Source organism: Neptunomonas japonica DSM 18939, assembly GCF_000422765.1.
Lineage (GTDB): Bacteria > Pseudomonadota > Gammaproteobacteria > Pseudomonadales > Balneatricaceae > Neptunomonas > Neptunomonas japonica.
Genome location: NZ_AUGR01000018.1, coordinates 12,271 through 30,706 on the forward strand (window position 1 = coordinate 12,271; position 18,436 = coordinate 30,706).

The 18,436-nt window shown below is 43.0% G+C and carries 16 protein-coding genes; 14 read left to right on the forward strand and 2 right to left on the reverse strand.

What is annotated here, in order from left to right; all coding sequences use genetic code 11:
- The first annotated feature begins 183 nt into the window (after positions 1–183).
- The 14 genes from G511_RS0112490 (at position 184) to G511_RS0112555 (ending at position 15,685) form a co-directional block, all read left to right on the forward strand.
- Positions 184–2,277, forward strand: a complete 2,094-nt coding sequence (locus G511_RS0112490) for a COR domain-containing protein (protein WP_028469928.1) — start codon at positions 184–186, stop codon at positions 2,275–2,277.
- Between the two features lie 1,319 nt (positions 2,278–3,596).
- The gene (locus tag G511_RS22780) at positions 3,597–4,409 is read left to right on the forward strand and encodes a peptidoglycan-binding domain-containing protein (RefSeq protein WP_036551990.1); all 813 of its coding nucleotides are present in this window, start codon (positions 3,597–3,599) and stop codon (positions 4,407–4,409) included.
- A 21-nt stretch (positions 4,410–4,430) separates the two neighbouring features.
- A complete protein-coding gene (locus tag G511_RS0112505; RefSeq protein WP_156905211.1) occupies positions 4,431–4,889 on the forward strand; it encodes a hypothetical protein in 459 nt (152 codons plus the stop codon).
- A 613-nt stretch (positions 4,890–5,502) separates the two neighbouring features.
- Entirely contained in the window at positions 5,503–7,587 is a 2,085-nt protein-coding gene (fusA, locus tag G511_RS0112510; RefSeq protein ID WP_028469930.1) for an elongation factor G, read from the forward strand.
- 447 nt (positions 7,588–8,034) lie between these two features.
- Positions 8,035–8,883, forward strand: a complete 849-nt coding sequence (locus G511_RS22785) for an MFS transporter (RefSeq protein WP_211224904.1) — start codon at positions 8,035–8,037, stop codon at positions 8,881–8,883.
- A complete protein-coding gene (locus G511_RS24640) occupies positions 8,884–9,261 on the forward strand; it encodes an MFS transporter (RefSeq protein ID WP_211224905.1) in 378 nt (125 codons plus the stop codon). It begins immediately after the preceding gene.
- Positions 9,262–9,648: 387 nt separating this feature from the next.
- Entirely contained in the window at positions 9,649–9,942 is a 294-nt protein-coding gene (locus G511_RS0112520) for a hypothetical protein (RefSeq protein ID WP_028469931.1), read from the forward strand.
- 56 nt (positions 9,943–9,998) lie between these two features.
- On the forward strand, positions 9,999–10,562 hold the full coding sequence (locus G511_RS0112525; RefSeq protein WP_245574007.1) for a c-type cytochrome: 564 nt from the start codon (positions 9,999–10,001) through the stop codon (positions 10,560–10,562).
- 222 nt (positions 10,563–10,784) lie between these two features.
- Positions 10,785–12,818, forward strand: coding sequence for a DNA polymerase III subunit gamma/tau (gene dnaX, locus G511_RS0112530; protein WP_028469933.1), 2,034 nt, complete (start codon positions 10,785–10,787; stop codon positions 12,816–12,818).
- A gap of 16 nt (positions 12,819–12,834) precedes the next feature.
- Positions 12,835–13,161 (forward strand): YbaB/EbfC family nucleoid-associated protein, encoded by a 327-nt coding sequence (locus G511_RS0112535; RefSeq protein WP_028469934.1) that lies wholly within the window; start codon positions 12,835–12,837, stop codon positions 13,159–13,161.
- A gap of 3 nt (positions 13,162–13,164) precedes the next feature.
- A complete protein-coding gene (recR, locus tag G511_RS0112540) occupies positions 13,165–13,761 on the forward strand; it encodes a recombination mediator RecR (RefSeq protein WP_028469935.1) in 597 nt (198 codons plus the stop codon).
- A gap of 9 nt (positions 13,762–13,770) precedes the next feature.
- A complete protein-coding gene (gene rnd, locus G511_RS0112545) occupies positions 13,771–14,949 on the forward strand; it encodes a ribonuclease D (protein ID WP_051222009.1) in 1,179 nt (392 codons plus the stop codon).
- A gap of 5 nt (positions 14,950–14,954) precedes the next feature.
- A complete protein-coding gene (locus G511_RS0112550) occupies positions 14,955–15,242 on the forward strand; it encodes a YcgL domain-containing protein (protein ID WP_028469937.1) in 288 nt (95 codons plus the stop codon).
- Complete coding sequence (locus tag G511_RS0112555) at positions 15,242–15,685, forward strand: YcgN family cysteine cluster protein (RefSeq protein ID WP_028469938.1); 444 nt, start codon at positions 15,242–15,244, stop codon at positions 15,683–15,685. Before G511_RS0112550 ends, G511_RS0112555 begins: the two co-directional genes overlap by 1 nt.
- Before the next feature lie 104 nt (positions 15,686–15,789).
- Here G511_RS0112555 and rpsA read toward each other — a convergent pair whose 3' ends face one another.
- Complete coding sequence (gene rpsA / locus G511_RS0112560) at positions 15,790–17,472, reverse strand: 30S ribosomal protein S1 (protein ID WP_028469939.1); 1,683 nt, start codon at positions 17,470–17,472, stop codon at positions 15,790–15,792.
- 181 nt (positions 17,473–17,653) lie between these two features.
- Positions 17,654–18,352, reverse strand: coding sequence for a hypothetical protein (locus tag G511_RS0112565; RefSeq protein ID WP_028469940.1), 699 nt, complete (start codon positions 18,350–18,352; stop codon positions 17,654–17,656).
- Positions 18,353–18,436 lie beyond the last annotated feature (84 nt).

Below are 18,436 nucleotides of genomic sequence, written 5' to 3' on the forward strand. Positions count from 1 at the left end.
TGATTTCACATTAGGAATAGATGAGTGAGAAGACTAGGTTACATACCTCACTTACTAATAAAAATCTTCATGTTATTTAATCCAAGTAAATATTCGGCGCAGTAAAAAATCTTATGCATCAGTGCCGCTAATAATTGTCAGCTCTAAGTATGTATTAAAAATTCGAATAGATTAGAGGCACTTATGTATAAAAAAAATCTTAAAGAAATTATTGACGCCCGAATAAAGAGTTGCATGGATAATGGTGGATTTAGACTGGACCTTAGTCAAATAAGACTAAGCTCAGTGCCGAGCGAAATACTTAAAATTCCCGAACTAGAACAATTAAATCTTTCTAAAAATCATATAGATGAGCTGCCAGATTTTTTATTTGATTTGCATAACCTAAAAATTATTTCTCTCCAAAGTAATAGAATTAGAGTTATTCCAAGCGGTATCGAAAGATTAATTAACTTAATTAGAATAGATTTAAATGATAATGAGCTCGAAAGCATAGAAGAAGGTTTAGGTAATATAGGAGCACTCACTACAGTATATTTAGGAAGGAACAACCTGAGATCTCTTCCTTCATCTCTAGCTAATCTTAATAATTTAAAAGTTCTGTCTTTAGCAGGTAATCGGCTTAATATTCCAATTGAAATATTAAATGGAGATATTGGAGGGTTAATGAACTACCTTTCTGCTATCGAAGGTGAAAAATACACTCTTTGTGAGGCAAAGTTTCTTATAGTCGGTGAAGGAGATGTTGGAAAAACCGAACTTTGTAGATCTATCTTGGGACTTCAAGACGGAAATCCACCTGACTCTACTGAAGGTATTAGTATCCTTCGCTGGAATGTTAAGCCAAAGGATCAAGAGTATATAATCAATTTATGGGACTTTGGCGGCCAGGAAATATATCATTCCACCCATCAATATTTTTTAACTAAGAAATCGGTGTATGTATTGGTATGGACTGCTCGGACAGATGACGACTTTTATAGTTTTGATTACTGGCTCAATATAATAAATTTGTTGAGCGACTCTTCGCCGCTGATTATTGTTCAGAACAAATGCGATGAACGAATAAAAGAAATAGACACATCCAGAATTACAAGGCAGTTTAAAAACATATCAGGTTTTTTTAACGTCAGTGCTCTTAATGAAACAGGTATTGATGTACTCAAAAAGGAGATAGTGAAGCAAGTAGAAAAATTGGACCATTTTAACCAAGTCGTACCTATTGCATGGGTGAAGATTCGTGAGGACTTAGAAGGTTACCAAAAACCCTATATGTCATATGGAGAATATTTGAAAGTTTGTTCCAAATATGGCCTAAATAAGAATAAAGCTGAATGGCTAAGTGAATATTTTCATGTATTGGGAGTTTTCCTTCATTTTGATGACAACCTGATTTTATCGGACATAGTTTTCCTTAAACCAGAATGGGCAACTGCCGCTGCGTACATAGTATTTGACGAAAAAGAAGTTATCAATGGTAATGGCCTTTTTTCAAACCGCACTCTAAAGCGGGTTTGGAAGGGTTACCCAATCGATAAGTATCCGGCTCTTATAGAGCTAATGAAAAAGTTTGAATTGTGTTTTGAAATAGAAGCAACTGGGAAGTACATAGTTCCCGCACGACTGCCAGCGGTACCTCCCAGCGTACTTTTCAAACCTAAAGAAGAACTATCTTATAGATATGAATATCAATTTATGCCAGCAGGTATAATTGAGCGCTGCATCGTAAGGTTACATCGATTAATATTTAATAACAGCTACTGGAAAAACGGTGTTCTTGTAAAAAAAGGAGATACTTCTGCCCTTGTTGAGTCGGATCGATTCAAGCGAAGCATATCTATTAGATTAGAAGGGTCATCGAAAGCAGAATTGCTTACTATTATCCGGAATGAGATCGATCAAATTCACCAATCTCTTAACTACCCGCAGGTTACGGAAAGAATTCCTTGCGTATGTAAAGAATGTATAGGCTCAGAACCATATTATTATGATATGAGCGTCATGGAGCGTGCTAGAAGCAAAGGTAGGAAAAGTATTGAATGTAGGAAAAGCTTTGAGTCGGTAGAAATTAGGTCAATCCTAGGCGGAATAGATGGTACTTTAGAAAGTAAAGAAAATGAGATACTCAATCTTTTAAATGAGATAGTTGACAGGTTTGACACAAAAGAATCTTTAGCACAAAAGGTAAATTCTTCTTTACATTTAAAGCCGAGTATATTTGGTGTAGGTGTGAACTTAAATTATTTGATTGAGAAAGTTTTAAGAGATAAAATATAAGAGACGTTCTAGCTAAATAACCTAAAGCACGAAGTAACTATCGATAAATAGAACCGCTAGCAAGGCCTCAAAATTATTATAATATCCGATAAAATAATTACCTGCATTAGTTTACGTCGACAAGCAGTAGCTTGTTAAATTGTTGGGGGATAGGCATTTAGTTATACCTGGATTTTCTATCATTACAATATGTAGTAAAATTACAGAATAGGGTTGAGGTTTTTTCGTGGATAACTGTATGCAATCTTTCACTACATTTTTATGCAATCTTATACTGCATATTTCCCCGTAACTTGTTGTTTTATGGTTGTCGCTTATGCAAGCTTAGGGGGCAAACAACACAAGTTTGTCGTTTGCACCGAAAGTCTGCATAAATTGAACATAAGTCTGCATAAGCACTATTTTTGTAGTGAAACTACGAAGATGGTGGCAATGCTATGTATTGACGTAACCTTAAACATTCCCGCGTAAAAAACCTTTTTAAGTTTGCCAGTCTTAAAATGGATAGCGTTATGACCGTTGAATCCGCCCTAGAGTTCGACACCTGCTTCCACTTTGAATATTCACCCGATGTTATTTCTTTCGAAGCTCAGCCTGAAGGGTTTTACTATGGTTTTTTGTGCAAAGAATTGCCTTATACACCTGATTTCCTAGCAAAGTGCCATTATAGGTGCTTCGAAATATTGAATGTTTTCTAATTGTTATATTGACTGTTTTCTAATTGTTATATTGGTTGGCATTCTTACTGTTCTTGCTCAAATAGAGTTCGAGTCTCCTCAAACTGTGCAAAGCAGCTGCTGGGTTACATTTTTATGCGCCATTTTTTCAAAAAATAATTTGCTTTGTTACGACTAATGACTGGGTTTTTTCTGCCCCAGCATAACTTATCAGTAACACTTTGATTGTCCTTAAAAAGGCCACGTTGTTGTGAATTTTTATTGAAGATGGTGGGGTGCTTTTGACCCGGTTAGGTGAATTAATGATGAGGTTGTATTTAATATTTCTATATATTTCAATTCATTAGGCAATAAAAAGTTCTGGCACGAAATTTGTATTGATAGTTGTAAGAAGCGAAAAGTAATCATTTGGGGCACTGACAAATAAGTTAATTTGAAGACACTAACTAGCGCGGGCATGTGACTCTACGTTCCTGATTGCTTGTTATAAGTAGGTGTATTCAACCTCTAAAATGACAAGAGTTACATTAACTTGATAGTACCGCCAGGGAGCGTTGAGGTTTCTGCGCGTGACACATCGACAGCTATCAAGCTCGGCAGCACAAGAATGGACCAGTATAAAACCGCACCGAGGGAGCTAAAATGACCATCAACTTCAACAAGATTCCAGGTTACATCAAGCGTGAGATCGATGAACCGCGTAGCACCGTAAAACGCGGCATGCGTACCCAGACTGTCAAGCGTATTCAGGAGTGGTTAAATTACCATACCTGTAGGACCAGTATTGACGGTGACTTCGGCCCGGCGACTGAAGTCTGCGTTAAGGATTTCCAGAGAATGCAGGGTACGCCCCCGACGGGTGAAGTTGACGCCGCGCTGTGGAATCTGCTGGTCGAACCCATGAAGGCTGCATTGAAAGTACCTCCGAATATGGGGCAGTTGACGCCCCAGCAAGCAGTGTTGAGCGTAGCTAATCAACATGTCGATCAACACCCGGTGGAGATCGGGGGCGCAAATTGTGGTCCTTGGGTGCGGCTTTATTGCTCGGGAAATGACGGTCGGCAATGGGCTTGGTGTGCTGGTTTTGTTACCATGATTATGCAACAGGCATACTTCTATCAAGATGCCGGGCCGCCCATCAAAGGTTCGGTTTCATGTGATACGCTGGCGGCACAGGCGAAAAGTGCCGGTTTATTCGTTTCGGAGAAAGAAATTACGTCAGGACGACAGGATTGGCAGCAGTTCGGTGGATCTTGTATTTTCCTGCGTCGCCGAACAGACACTGATTGGACACATACGGGTATCGCCACTGCGGGAGAGGGTAGTTTAGCCAATACCGTTTTTTCAACTATCGAAGGTAACACCAACGACGAGGGTGTTAGAGAGGGCTTCGAAGCCTGCCGGCGTACCCGTAGCGTCTCTGGAAGCAATTATGATTTTATTACTTTTATCTAAGACTTCGTTGGGGTTTGACCGGTGGTGCCCGAATTGATGCTAAAGGTTATCCGCTTTTCAATGTTGATCGTAGTGTTAAGCATTGGAGCTTTAAGTTGCAGCACTGTATCAACATCGGAGCGCGGTTCGGCAACACCTAGACTCGCTGTAATTATGGGCATCTCTGAATATCTACAAATGCCGATTACCCTGCAACTTGATGCCTCCAATACATATCAGAACTGGGCCTATCTGTCAGGGTTTCCGTTAACCTTGGAGGGGAACCCCATTGACTATCGACTAACACCGCTGTCTAAGGATTTTGAGGAGGGTTTTGTCGATGATAATTTCGCTGCATTGGTAAGGTTCGCCGAAGACGGTTCCAATGGATGGGAACTGGTGGAGCTGTCTGTTGGAGCCACTGATGCGCCATTTATTGGTTGGTTAGAACAGTATAGTTTACCGGCTAGTCTGATAGAAAATATGGTAGAAAAAAGATAACGGCAACAGACATGCTTTTTCTTTAAGTATCGGCTAGGCACGACCTACGCTAGCGAACGTTTATCTTCTTAAGGCCTCTAAATAACGCCAAAGCTTTCTTTGTTGCGTAATAAAGCTACAAGAGAAGCTAGCGTATTATTTGATAAGTAACTTTATGCGATCTTTCGCTACATATTTATGCATACTTATGCTGCATATTTCCCCATAACTCATTGTTTTTCTATTTGTGCTTATGGTGCAAACAACATTTTTGCCGCTTGCACCGAAATTTTGCATAACATAAATTGAACCTAAGTCTGCATAAGCTATATTTTTGTAGTGAAACTACGAAGATGGTGGCAGTGCTATGTATCGGCGTAATCTTAAATATTCCAGTGTCAAACCCTTTTTAAGTTTGGCAGCCAGGAGAAAGAGCAGTACTCAGTCTGCTGATAGAATTGAAATAAAAATGAGTACGTTGGGAGCCCAGAAAGTGTTGAATTAGCAATGTTTGAAGAAAATCTGCTCTTTTATCTAAAAAAGGGCTTTTCTTCTATGAAAAACCTCCACAATTACATTCGAAATCCTGTACTATATAGCGCATTTTTACGCCCCCTAACATTTGAGTGAAGACATGGCTGACTTATCACACTACCGTAACATCGGTATTTTTGCCCACGTAGACGCGGGAAAAACGACCACTACCGAACGTATCCTGAAGCTGACAGGTAAAATCCATAAAACAGGTGAGGTTCATGATGGTGAATCTACTACCGATTTCATGGAGCAGGAAGCTGAGCGCGGAATAACCATCCAGTCAGCGGCGATCACCACTTTCTGGAAAGATCACCGTATGAACATCATCGATACTCCAGGGCACGTTGACTTCACTGTTGAAGTTTATCGTTCTTTGAAAGTACTGGATGGTGGTGTTGGTGTATTCTGTGGTTCTGGTGGTGTTGAGCCTCAGTCAGAGACTAACTGGCGTTATGCAGATGAATCGGGTGTTTCTCGTATCATCTTCGTAAACAAGCTAGACCGTATGGGTGCAGATTTCCTTAAAGTTGTAGATCAGGTTGAGAATGTATTGGCTGCTAAGCCACTCATCATGGTTCTTCCTATTGGTCGTGAAGAAGATTTTGTAGGTGTTGTTGACCTGCTAACTCGTCAGGCTTTCGTTTGGGATGATACTGGCCTGCCTGAAAACTTCAAGATTCAGGACATTCCTGCCGACATGGTAGAAGATGTTGAAATGTACCGTGAGCAGCTAATCGAGACAGCTGTAGAGTTAGATGATGATCTAATGATGGCTTACATGGACGGTGAAGAGCCTGCTATGGAAGACATCAAGCGTTGTATCCGTACTGGTACTCGTGATCTTACTTTCTTCCCAACGTACTGTGGTTCTGCATTCAAAAACAAAGGCATCCAGCTTATTCTTGATGCGGTTGTAGATTACCTTCCGAGCCCAACAGATGTTATTCCACAAGATCTGACGGATGAGTTTGGTGAGCCAACAGGTGAAGTTGCGACTGTTTCCACTGACGAGCCTTTCCGCGCATTGGCATTTAAAATCATGGAAGACCGTTTCGGCGCTCTGACCTTTATTCGTGTGTACTCTGGTACGTTGAAGAAAGGCGACACTATCCTAAACTCGTTTACAGGTAAAACTGAACGTGTTGGCCGTATGTGTGAAATGGAAGCTGATGAGCGTAAAGAGTTAGACTATGCTCAAGCTGGTGACATTTTTGCAATCGTAGGTATGAAAAACGTACAAACCGGTCACACGCTTTGTGATCCTAAGCACGAATGTACGCTTGAAGCTATGGTATTCCCTGAGCCTGTAATCTCTATTGCAGTTACACCTAAAGATAAAGGTGGCGCTGAGAAAATGGGTATCGCGATCGGTAAGATGGTTGCAGAAGATCCTACTTTCATCGTTGAAACTGACGAAGACTCTGGTGAAACTATCCTTAAGGGAATGGGTGAGCTTCACTTGGATATCAAAGTAGATATTCTGAAGCGTACTTACGGTGTTGAGCTGGTCGTGGGTCAGCCACAGGTTGCATACCGCGAGACTATTACTCAGCCTTTGGAAGATTCTTACACACATAAGAAGCAGTCTGGTGGTTCTGGTCAGTTCGGTAAGATCGACTACCGTATTAAGCCGGGCGAGCAGAACACTGGCTTTACGTTTGTATCTTCAGTGGTGGGTGGTAACGTACCTAAGGAATTCTTCCCAGCTATCGAGAAGGGTTTCAAGAGCATGATGGGTACAGGCCCACTGGCTGGCTTCCCTGTACTTGACGTTGAAATTGAACTTTATGATGGTGGTTTCCACGCGGTTGACTCCTCTGCAGTTGCGTTTGAAATCGCTGCGAAAGGTGCTTTCCGTCAGTCTATGCCTAAAGCAGGTCCACAGCTGCTGGAACCTGTTATGAAGGTTGATGTGTTCACCCCTGAAGATCACGTTGGTGATGTTATCGGTGACCTTAACCGTCGTCGTGGCATGATCTCAGGCCAAGAAGCTGCAGGTTCAGGCGTTCGTATCAAGGCTGATGTTCCTCTGTCTGAGATGTTCGGTTATATCGGATCTCTGCGTACTATGACTTCTGGTCGTGGTCAGTTCTCTATGGAGTTTTCACACTACGCTGCATGCCCTAACTCAGTTGCTGAGAAGGTTATTGCTGAAGAGATAGAGCGTAAAGCTAACAAGTAATTTTTCTAAGTCTTGTTTCGAAACCCCGATGATGCAAATCATCGGGGTTTTTTTGTCTGGATTCTCTGTTTTGGCTAAGTTCGATAAAAACACGGCGACATAAAAATAATATCTATAATTCTGAATACGTTAGGGATCCTGTGATTAAGTCCTCAATATGAGGTAATCCTACACCCTCATGATTAGAGGAATGTTCGATGGGTCACCAGCTAACCTTTAGCTACTTTTTTATGTAATCTTGTACTGGATTTTCATCGGTAGCTTGTTGTTTCACAGTTGTTCTTTAAGCGCACTTATTGTGCGAACAACAATATCTGTTTTATAACGTAGTTTCTAATTGCTGTATTGTTTTGAATATAAAGAAATTCAATCATATGGTTGATTGCATAACATCCCTGCTTTTTATAGCCTCCTCATACTTTTGTAAAACCTCAGTTGGTATATGTAATGTCTAAATTAGACAGTCGGTCTGGATCTGGCTTTAAAGAGTTTGTTGTTCTCGTGGCATTGCTTACCTCTTTGGTCGCGTTAGCGATAGATGCAATGCTGCCTGCGCTAGCGCAAATTGGCGCAGATTTTAATGTAACAGACAGTAATGATACTCAGCTTGTTGTGGTAATGATTTTTATTGGTTTGTCCCTCGGACAATTCATTTATGGCCCATTATCAGACAATATTGGTCGTAAACCCTCCATTTTATTAGGTATGGGTCTGTTTATTGTTGGAGATCTGGTTTCTCTTTTTGCTAACGATTTTAATACATTCTTGTTGGGTCGGTTTTTACAAGGCTTGGGTGTAGCCAGTCCGAAAGTTGTCTCTATCGCACTGATTCGCGATCTCTACGTGGGGAAGGCGATGGCACGTGTTATGTCATTTATGATGACTATCTTTATCTTGGTGCCGGTATTGGCTCCGGGGTTGGGCCAGCTAGTATTGATGGTTAGTGAGTGGCGCTCAATATTTATAATTTTTCTATTATTGGCTATAGTTTTGAGCATCTGGTTTGGTGTACGCATGCCTGAGACGCTTGCCCTAGATAAGCGTCGCCCGATGACTCTTGATTACCTTGTTACTAGTAGTAAAGAGGTGCTGACTCATCCCACTGCTATGGGTTATACCTTGTTGTCGGGTATCGTATTTGGTGCTTTTATGGGGTATCTCAACCTTGCTCAGCCTATTTTGCAGCAGCAATATCAATTGGGTGAACAGTTCCCAATCTATTTTGGTGGGTTAGCAGCCGCGATTGGGTTATCGACTTTGGTTAATGCCCGTTTGTTAAGCCGATTCGGCATGTAGTTGTTATCTTTGGTTGCGCTAGGTTCTATCGTTATTTTCTCGCTTCTCTATTTGCCTGTGGTGCACTGGTTTGACGGGCAACCTCCGCTTAAAACGCTCATTTGTTATCTGTTGTTGGTTTTCTTTTCGGTAGGTTTGCTATTCGGTAATCTCAGTGCTCTTGCGATGGAGCCTTTGGGTCATATAGCGGGTATCGGCGCGGGTCTGGTTAGTTCTTTATCTACCTTGCTGGGTGTGATCCCAGGAGTAATTATTGGACAGCTTTATAATAATACTCTCTATCCCATGGTGATTGGCTATCTAATTCTTTTCAGTCTGGGTTTTTTGCTCGGCTTACGGCTTTATAGAAATGCAGTAGGAAAAGTTAAAGTGGTGTGAAGAGCTGATTTAAGACCTTAATATATCGGCCGCCCTCTCGATAAAAAGCTATAAACGGGGGGTGTCCTTCCACTCATTCGGCGCATGTATGGTTTATATTTTCTGATATGAAATCATGCAGTAATCTGAGCCTGTGTGACGTTGTTGGGTTTCTAAGCCTTAACAGATATAAGTTCAGTTCAGTGGTTTCAAAGTTCTGTAATATTGGCATGACTCTTTTTGAGTTAATAAACCGCGGCATTATTTATCGTTGTGTTAGCGGCTTCTTTATACAGGTGGTATTGCTGATTGGCGTCTTGAAAAAACCAAGCTGATATTGCTTGGTGTCCTGCGTACAATGTTTACTTTGCTACATAGCAGTTTTCAAAAATATTTTAGGAATTGATAATGAAGAAGAAATTCAGCGTATTGGTTGCCGTTCCCGCACTAATATTAGCGTTTTCTGCGCAGGCTCACGATGAGAAAGAGCACATGAAAACAGCAGAAAGTCCAGACTGTGCGGCTATGAGTGGCATGGATCATAGTAAAATGGATATGAATGACCCTGTTGTCATGGCGATGATGACGCAGTGTATGAGCACTGTGGAACATGGCGAGGAAGAATCTGACGCTGCTTCTCATGCCCATAGCCATAGCGATCATATGACAGGTGCAGGGAAGGCTGGTGAGTCTTCTCAGTAATTAAATTTAACAAGCTTTGTCAGTAGAGCGGCAGGGTTGCTTGCGGCGGAGATGATGTGGTGATCGTTTTAAAAAAGGGAGCTTGTTTCAAACGACTGTTAAGCGCAGTTGGGGTAATAGTCATAGGGGGAGTCGCGTTTCTTTACTCTGGTTTATATCCGGTGGGGGCAGATGATCCTCACTATGACGTGACTACCTGGGCACTAGAAACGTTACGTGAAAGCTCCATTGCTCGTGCTTCTTTGAGTGTCGACGTGCCACCGGACCTAAGCTCAGCGGAGCGTTTGCTTAAAGGGGGCGCTGATTACAATGATATGTGTGCGGGCTGCCATCTTAAGCCGGGCGAAAGTGAAAGTGATTTCACATTAGGCTTATATCCATCGCCGCCAAATTTAGTGGCTATCCCCCGAACGGATGCAGATAAAAAATCAGAAGATCAGCGTAGTTTTTGGATTATAAAGCACGGTATTAAGGCTTCCGGGATGCCTGCATGGGCACCGAGGCATGATGATGAGCGTATCTGGAATATGGTGGCTTTTCTCAAGCGCTTGCCTGATTTAACGTCAGCTCAATATCAAATTATTACAGCGCGAGGCACCAATAAAACAGGGCATCATTAAGATTTTAATGTCTAACTTTTGATTGATGTATATTTAGAGCTGTTGAGTTTTAATGGTTTTTTATTGGAGTGTGTCGCGCTTTTTTTCATAGCTGCTCTGGCTGCTCGGTGGCACTCGTTTTAATGTTGGAATGAGTGCGTAGGTGTGCTTTAACAGCTAGCCATATTAGCCCGTAACCGGTAGCATAAGCGTTTGTTTTTCTGGTGATGGCGTCTTCTATTTATGAGTTATCAGGTTCTTGCACGTAAGTGGCGTCCTAAGCGCTTTAAAGAGATGGTGGGGCAGGAGCATGTCCTAAAAGCGCTAGTGAATGCGCTGGATCAGGATCGTCTGCATCATGCTTACCTTTTCACCGGTACGCGGGGTGTTGGTAAGACATCAATCGCACGTTTATTTGCTAAATCACTGAACTGTGAAACCGGCGTCTCGTCAGAGCCATGTGGTGAGTGTAGTGCTTGCCGGGAAATTGCTGAAGGTCGTTTTATCGACTTAATCGAAGTGGATGCAGCATCACGTACTAAGGTTGAAGATACTCGTGAGCTACTTGAGAATGTCCAATACGCGCCTACCCATGGTCGCTTTAAAGTTTACCTGATAGATGAAGTTCACATGCTTTCCAGTCACTCTTTCAACGCCTTGTTGAAAACGCTGGAAGAGCCGCCTGCACATGTTAAGTTCTTGCTTGCTACGACCGACCCGCAAAAGTTGCCGGTCACAATCCTATCGCGTTGTTTGCAGTTTAATCTTAAAAACCTGATTCCCGAGCGGATTGTTGAGCATCTTCAATTTGTTCTTTCTGAAGAAAACGTCGGTTTTGAAGACCCTGCTTTATGGTTGTTGGCGCGCTCTGCCGATGGCTCGATGCGTGATGCGTTGAGTTTAACGGACCAGTCGATTGCTTTTGGTAGTGGCACCGTTTATGAGGCGGATGTTCGCTCTATGCTCGGTGCTATTGATCAGCGTTTGGTTTACCGGTTGCTTGATGAACTAACTGCGCATAATCCACGTGATTTATTGGGTGTAGTTGCCGAGTTAGCGCTGTTCTCTCCTGATTACATGAATGTGTTGGGTGACTTGATTAGCTTGCTGCACCGTGTTGCTGTTGCTCAAGCTATACCTGATGCTATTGATAATAGTATGGGAGACCAAGAGGCAGTCACTCAGCTCGCGCAACAGCTAACATCTGAAGATGTTCAGTTGTTTTATCAAATTGCCTTGATGGGACGAAAAGATTTACCTTTTGTGCCGGATGCGCGTGAAGGTTTAGAGATGGTTCTGCTGCGTATGTTGGCGTTTCGTCCAGCGGATACTGCACCAAGGTCAGTGGTATTGCGGCAAGGTGCTTTAGTGCCTAAAGAGGCTGGACAAGTAAAACCAGCAGAGCCAATATCCCCTCCAGCTCCAGCTCCAGCTCCAGCTCCAGCTCCAGCTCCAGCTCCAGCTCCAGCTCCAGCTCCAGCTCCAGTGCCTGCGCAGGCTTCAGATTTAGAGCCGCCTCCGTATGATGAGTATGACATTCCCGCAGCAGATACTGACGATGAGGTAAGCCCGGCAAAAAAGCCTTCAGGCCAACCCACTAAGCCTGTTGTTGGTGGCCAAGATAAGTTGGAGCAAGCGCTTTCGTCCATAGTAGACAAGCCTGAACCAGAAGAAAAACTAGAGCAAGAGGTCGGATTAGAACAGCAGCTAGCGCCTGAGCTATTAGCTAAGCCTGAAATTATCGAGCCAGTTGTGCTTGCTTCGGTAACACCAGTACAGTCGGTTCTTGCTGAAAAAACAGAGGAAGCTATTAAGGCTTCTTCTGTTGTAGCGAAAGCTCCTTTGGTAGTCGCAGATGTGCCTGCGGATATTCCACGTACTCTGGCGGATTGTCAGCTTGAAAATTGGGTGCTGTTATTAGGTCATGTTGGCTTAACAGGCATGACCGCAAACATAGCCAGTAACTTATCTTTAGAAGCGGTGTCTGAGCAGCAGATGGTATTTCATTTTCGTGCTGAACAAGATGCCGTGTTGGATGGTGTGCAAAAGCAGCGTATCCAAGATGCACTTTGTCATTATTTTACAACCTCAATTGAGGTAGAATTTGCTAAAGCAGTGCAAACAAGAGAGACGCCTAGCCAATATTTTGCTCGACTCAAAGCCGAGCGACTGGTGGTGGCTATTTCAGCGTTTGAGGGTGATAGCACAGTACAGATGTTAGTATCACATTTTAATGGCACGATAGATCGTGATTCCATTTTCCCAATTGACCCGTAAGAAATGAGGTAAAGAGATGATGAAAGGTGGTATGGGCAATCTTATGAAGCAGGCGCAAAAGATGCAGGAAGATTTGCAGAAAGCGCAGGCAGAAGTGGCTAATTTAGAAGTAAATGGTGAGTCTGGCGCAGGTTTAGTGAAGATCGTAATGAATGGTCGTCATGATGTTAAGCGTGTTGCTATTGATGCCAGCTTGATGGAAGAAGACAAGGATATCCTAGAAGACTTGATTGCAGCGGCAGTTAATGATGCTGTGCGTAAAGTTGAAACGCAGTCTCAAGAAAAAATGGCAAGTGTAACCGGAGGCATGGCTATGCCTCCTGGTTTTAACATGCCGTTTTAAGCGATGTCATTTAGTCCTTTAATTCAGCAATTAGTAACCGCTTTACGCTGTTTGCCAGGTGTTGGGCCTAAAAGTGCCCAGCGCATGGCGTTTCATCTGCTTGAGCGTGACCGTAATGCAGCACTCGAGCTATCTGCTGCGCTTGCGCAGGCGGCTGAAGAAGTATCTGAATGTCAGCAGTGTAGGACGCTTAGCGAAACCGATATCTGTGAATTGTGTGCATCGTTAAGCCGTGATCGAAGCTCTTTGTGTGTGCTTGAGTCTCCAATGGACGTTGTGGCTATCGAGCAAACAAATAGTTTTGCAGGTGTCTACTTTGTACTGGGGGGGCATTTGTCCCCGATAGACGGTGTGGGTCCTGATGATATAGGTATTAGTCAGTTACTTGAGCGAATTGCTCAGGGTGAGGTCAAAGAGGTTATCATCGCGACAAACCCGACGGTGGAGGGCGATGCTACTGCACACTATATTGCAGAGCAGCTTAAGTGCTCAGAGCTAAAAGTGACACGTATTGCTCACGGAGTGCCTGTGGGCGGTGAACTTGAATATGTTGACGGTGGGACCTTGGCGCATGCATTGGCCGGGCGGCGTCTGCTGTGAGGCTAGTGCATGAAAAAGGATAGCTATGATTGGCCAGTATTAGAGGCTTCGGCTCAAAAGCCTATTCATATATCAACCAATGAGTCGCTTGTTGAATGTTGTGCTCGTTGGCAGTCGTTACCCATGATAGCGCTGGATACAGAGTTTCAGCGGATTGATACTTTTTATCCTATCCCAGGTTTGATTCAGATAGCCGATGATCAGCATTGTTACCTTGTTGATCCGTTGAGCATCAATGATTTTACGCCGTTAGCTGATGTCTTCACAAATCCTGACGTTTTAAAAATTATTCATGCAGGTAGTGAAGATTTAGAATTGTTCTACCATTCGCTGGGTGTTTTGCCTAGTCCGATTTTTGATACTCAGTTAGCAGCAGCATTTGTTGGCTGGGGTTTTACGATGGGCTTGCAGCGTTTAGTTGAGCATACCTTGGATATCCAAATTGGCAAGGGTGAAACTACGTCCGATTGGCTTAAGCGCCCATTGAGCCAGGAGCAGGAAGTATATGCGGCGCTCGATGTCGCTTATTTACCGGCTATTTGTAAGATGCAAACAGCGGAGCTTGAGCTTCACGACCGCTATGCGTGGTTTGCAGAAGAGTCGGAAGTGGCGCTTAAAAATGCGCTGGATCAGGACCCTGAAGGGTATGAATATTATCGCCGCTTTAGTCAGATGTGGGGCTTGTCGGACGTTAAGTTGACCGTTTTGCGCGATGTCTCTATGTGGCGTGAGCAGCAATGTCGATTGAGAAACACTCCGCGTAATTGGGTGTTGCGCAATCAGACGATACTTTCTATTGCTCAGAAGTTACCAAGAAACGCTTATGAGTTGGGGCGTGCAGAAGACATTCGGCATAAGGTTGTGCGTGATGAAGGAGAAGCGATTCTTGCTATTTTATCTAATGCGCAGGCTAGCCTAGAAAAAACACCGGTATTGCCTATTAATCGACCGCTACCTATTATCTGGAATAAGCGTCTTAAGAAGTTAAAGGCTGTGGCACGAGAAGTGGCTGAAAAAATAGGCATAGCTCCAGAGATTTTGCTACGCAAGAAAGATTTAGAGGCGTTGGTTCGTAGTGGTTTAGAAACCTATGACTATCAGTTGCCTAATGAGCTTAATGGCTGGCGACGTGAAGTGGTTGGCTTGGCGCTGTTGGATCAGCTAAAACAGTTTGATAAAAATGGTTAGTATTCATGATTATTTGCACGATTTATAAAAGTCCTCTTAAAGATGAAATGTATCTTTATGTTGATAAGAAAGACGAGTTAAAGAAAGTTCCTGAAGCATTAATTCAAATGTTTGGAGCGCCTTCGCATCTGATGGATATGCCGATGTTGCCAGGGCGCAAACTGGCAAGAGTCGATGTTGAGAAAATGCTTGAGGGTATAAAGGAGAAAGGATTCTATCTACAGATGCCGCCCCCTAAAGAGGACTATATGCTGGATCTTTATCCTAACCGCCCTGAAACGGGTGTGAGATAGTGGCACAGGAAGTTTTTTGGCGAACTAAGTCTTTGACTGAAATGACGACGCCTGAATGGGAGTCGTTATGCGATGGCTGTGCTTTATGTTGTCTGCACAAAATTGAAGATGAAGATACCGAAGAAGTTTTTTATACAACGGTGGTATGTAATCTTTTAGATTTTGATAACTGCCGTTGCACGCAATATGAAAAGCGTAGCCAGCTAGTGCCTAGTTGTGTGAAGTTGCGTCCCGAGGATGTAGAAAGCTTTCATTGGTTACCTCCTTCGTGTGCTTATCGGTTGATTCATGAAGGCCAGGAGCTGCCTGAGTGGCACCCGTTGATGTCTGGTGAAGAAAACTCGGTTATTAATGCAGGGGCTTCAGTGCTTCATGTATATGCAGTAAAGGATAATGAGATTAGTGAAGATCAGCTGATCGATTATGTATTGCTAGATGAGTAAGCGTTAACGGTTGCTGAGTCAGGTTAATCATTATTTAGAACTGAAAGTTAGGCAATAAAAAAGGAGCACTTAGTGCTCCTTTTTAATGCCTTCAAAACAACGAATTAGTTGTTTTTGTTAGCCATTTGAGCTTTGATCAAGTCACCGATAGTGGTTGGACCAGCAGTTTCGACTTCCTGAGTACGAACAGCAGCAATAGCAGCTTTCTCATCAGCTTGGTCTTTAGCTTTGATAGATAGTGTGATTGCGCGGCTACGACGATCAATGTTAGTGATCTTCGCTTCAACTTCATCACCTTCTTTCAGTACAGTAGTTGCATCTTCAACACGGTCTGTGCTGATTTCAGAAACTTTCAATGTACCTTCAATGCCTTCAGCAAGTTCAACAACAGCGCCTTTAGCGTCTACAGACTTAACAGTACCTTTAACGATAGTGTTTTTGTCGTTAGCTGCAGCGTATTCAGCAAAAGGATCGCTATCTAGCTGTTTAACGCCAAGAGAGATACGCTCTTTTTCTGCGTCGATAGACAGGATAACTGCTTCAACTTCGTCGCCTTTCTTGAACTGACGTAACGCTGCTTCGGCATCGCCTTCCCAGCTAATGTCAGACATGTGAACTAGACCATCAAGGTCGTTTTCTAGGCCAACGAAGATACCGAAGTCAGTAATAGTTTTGATCTGACCAGATACTTTGTCGTTTGTAGCGTACTGTTCAGCGAAAGCAACCCATGGGTTAACTGTGCACTGCTTGATACCTAGAGAAATACGACGACGCTCTTCATCAACATCTAGAATCATAACTTCAACAGCTTCACCGATCTGAACAACTTTAGATGGGTGGATGTTTTTGTTAGTCCAAGACATTTCAGAAACGTGAACCAGACCTTCAACGCCGTCTTCGATAGAAGCGAAGCAACCGTAGTCAGTTAGGTTGGTGATGCGTGCGTTGCACTTAGTTCCAGCAGGGTAACGGTTTTTAATAGCTTCCCACGGATCTTCAGACAGCTGTTTCAGACCTAGAGAAATACGACCAGTTTCTTTGTCGAATTTAATGATCTTAACAGAGATCTCGTCACCTGGGTTCAGCATTTCGCTTGGGTGAGAAATACGCTTCCAAGCCATGTCTGTGATATGCAACAGACCGTCAACACCGCCTAGATCAATGAACGCACCGTAGTTGGTTAGGTTCTTAACGAAACCTTTGGCAACTTGGCCTTCTTCTAGAGCAGCCAGGATCTCATCACGCTGAGCGCTGTTAGCTTCTTGAAGAACTGCACGACGAGAAACAACAACGTTATTGCGCTTCTGGTCCAGCTTGATCAATTTGAATTCTAGTTCTTTACCTTCTAGATGGTCGATATCGCGAACAGGGCGAACATCTACCAAAGAACCAGGCAAGAAACCTTGGATGTTGTTGATGCTAACAGTGAATCCACCTTTAACCTTACCGTTGATAACACCAGTAACAGTTTCTTCAGCTTCAAATTTAGCTTCAAGTACTTCCCAAGCTTCAGCGCGTTTAGCTTTTTCGCGAGAAAGTTTCGTTTCACCAAAACCATCTTCTACTGCTTCCAGAGAAACTTTAACGCTATCGCCGATTTTAATTTCCAGCTCGTTAGCGTCGTTTAAGAACTGTACGCGAGGAATAACCGCTTCAGATTTAAGACCAGCGTTAACTGTAACCCAGTCGCTGTCGATATCGATAACTTCACCGATAACAAGCGTACCTGGTTTCATGTCTACATTAAGAAGGGATTCTTCAAACAGTTCTGCAAAGCTTTCGCTCATGAAAGTGTCCTATATATTGTGGCCGGGGATAGTAAAAAATCCGGCACGTAACCTGTAACGCCAGCTTACAGGGTCAGATTATATAATGTGTAATTGTATTGCTGGCTAGCAGTTACACATTAGAGAAATTTGAGCGCATATTATACATAATCAAGCGGAGTGTAGGTAGGAGTATTTAAATTTATACTTTGTCTCTATCCAGTTTTTTGCGTACAGATAGCTGACACGGAGCGAGTACAGAGGATAAATCTTGAAATAGAACTTCGGATAAAGGTGAAGAATCTTCAGTACGGAAATAGTTGGCAAGCTTACGTTCTTCTGTTCTGGAGTTAGCCGCTACTTCAACACCATCACCAACGCAAAAGGCATAGGCGGGTAAGTAATCACTAATAACCGCTAGTTTCATGTCTTCGGAAAGCATTAAGCGATTACGTGTAATATAAGCTTTATACTCAGCAGCGCCTGCGGCTGACATAATTTCGATCTGTATGGTGCTAAAGCGGTCGGCATCAGGGCTACGTATTAAAAAAGCTTTTAGTTGTCGTTCAACCGATCTGAGCTCGTCTTTTAATTTTTGTGGAGCAAAATGTTCGTTTAATTCTTTGTATTCGGTAAGTTCTTGAATCTTGGACTCAAGTTTCTCAATCTCACTTTGTAGCACTTTGTTTTCATCTAACAGGCCGTCTTTATCACGCATGAGGCCGTGAATAACTTTCTGTGTTGGCGTTAGTTTATCCAGATCAAAAGTCGGAGGCAGCTGTACGGCGCCTAATTTCCCTGTGGTTTCCATGCTGCGGGATGTGGCGACCATTTCATAACCAAAGCGTTCTAGCTCTTTACTGTTTTGCTTATGTTGGGCATCCATTTTTTGATAAACCATATACCCACCTCCCCCTAATCCAGCAAGGATTAGAGGGAGGGTTATAGAGAGTATCAATGTTTTATTGAGTGCCATATCCGTATT

What these genes read in the sequence shown, in the direction of transcription:
- G511_RS0112490 (WP_028469928.1), top strand. Translation starts at nt 184, where the DNA reads ATGTATAAAAAAAATCTTAAAGAAATTATTGACGCCCGAATAAAGAGT.
- G511_RS22780 (WP_036551990.1), top strand. Translation starts at nt 3,597, where the DNA reads ATGACCATCAACTTCAACAAGATTCCAGGTTACATCAAGCGTGAGATC.
- fusA (WP_028469930.1), top strand. Translation starts at nt 5,503, where the DNA reads ATGGCTGACTTATCACACTACCGTAACATCGGTATTTTTGCCCACGTA.
- G511_RS22785 (WP_211224904.1), top strand. Translation starts at nt 8,035, where the DNA reads ATGTCTAAATTAGACAGTCGGTCTGGATCTGGCTTTAAAGAGTTTGTT.
- G511_RS0112520 (WP_028469931.1), top strand. Translation starts at nt 9,649, where the DNA reads ATGAAGAAGAAATTCAGCGTATTGGTTGCCGTTCCCGCACTAATATTA.
- dnaX (WP_028469933.1), top strand. Translation starts at nt 10,785, where the DNA reads ATGAGTTATCAGGTTCTTGCACGTAAGTGGCGTCCTAAGCGCTTTAAA.
- G511_RS0112535 (WP_028469934.1), top strand. Translation starts at nt 12,835, where the DNA reads ATGATGAAAGGTGGTATGGGCAATCTTATGAAGCAGGCGCAAAAGATG.
- recR (WP_028469935.1), top strand. Translation starts at nt 13,165, where the DNA reads ATGTCATTTAGTCCTTTAATTCAGCAATTAGTAACCGCTTTACGCTGT.
- rnd (WP_051222009.1), top strand. Translation starts at nt 13,771, where the DNA reads ATGAAAAAGGATAGCTATGATTGGCCAGTATTAGAGGCTTCGGCTCAA.
- G511_RS0112550 (WP_028469937.1), top strand. Translation starts at nt 14,955, where the DNA reads ATGATTATTTGCACGATTTATAAAAGTCCTCTTAAAGATGAAATGTAT.
- rpsA (WP_028469939.1), bottom strand. Translation starts at nt 17,472, where the DNA reads ATGAGCGAAAGCTTTGCAGAACTGTTTGAAGAATCCCTTCTTAATGTA.
- G511_RS0112565 (WP_028469940.1), bottom strand. Translation starts at nt 18,352, where the DNA reads ATGGTTTATCAAAAAATGGATGCCCAACATAAGCAAAACAGTAAAGAG.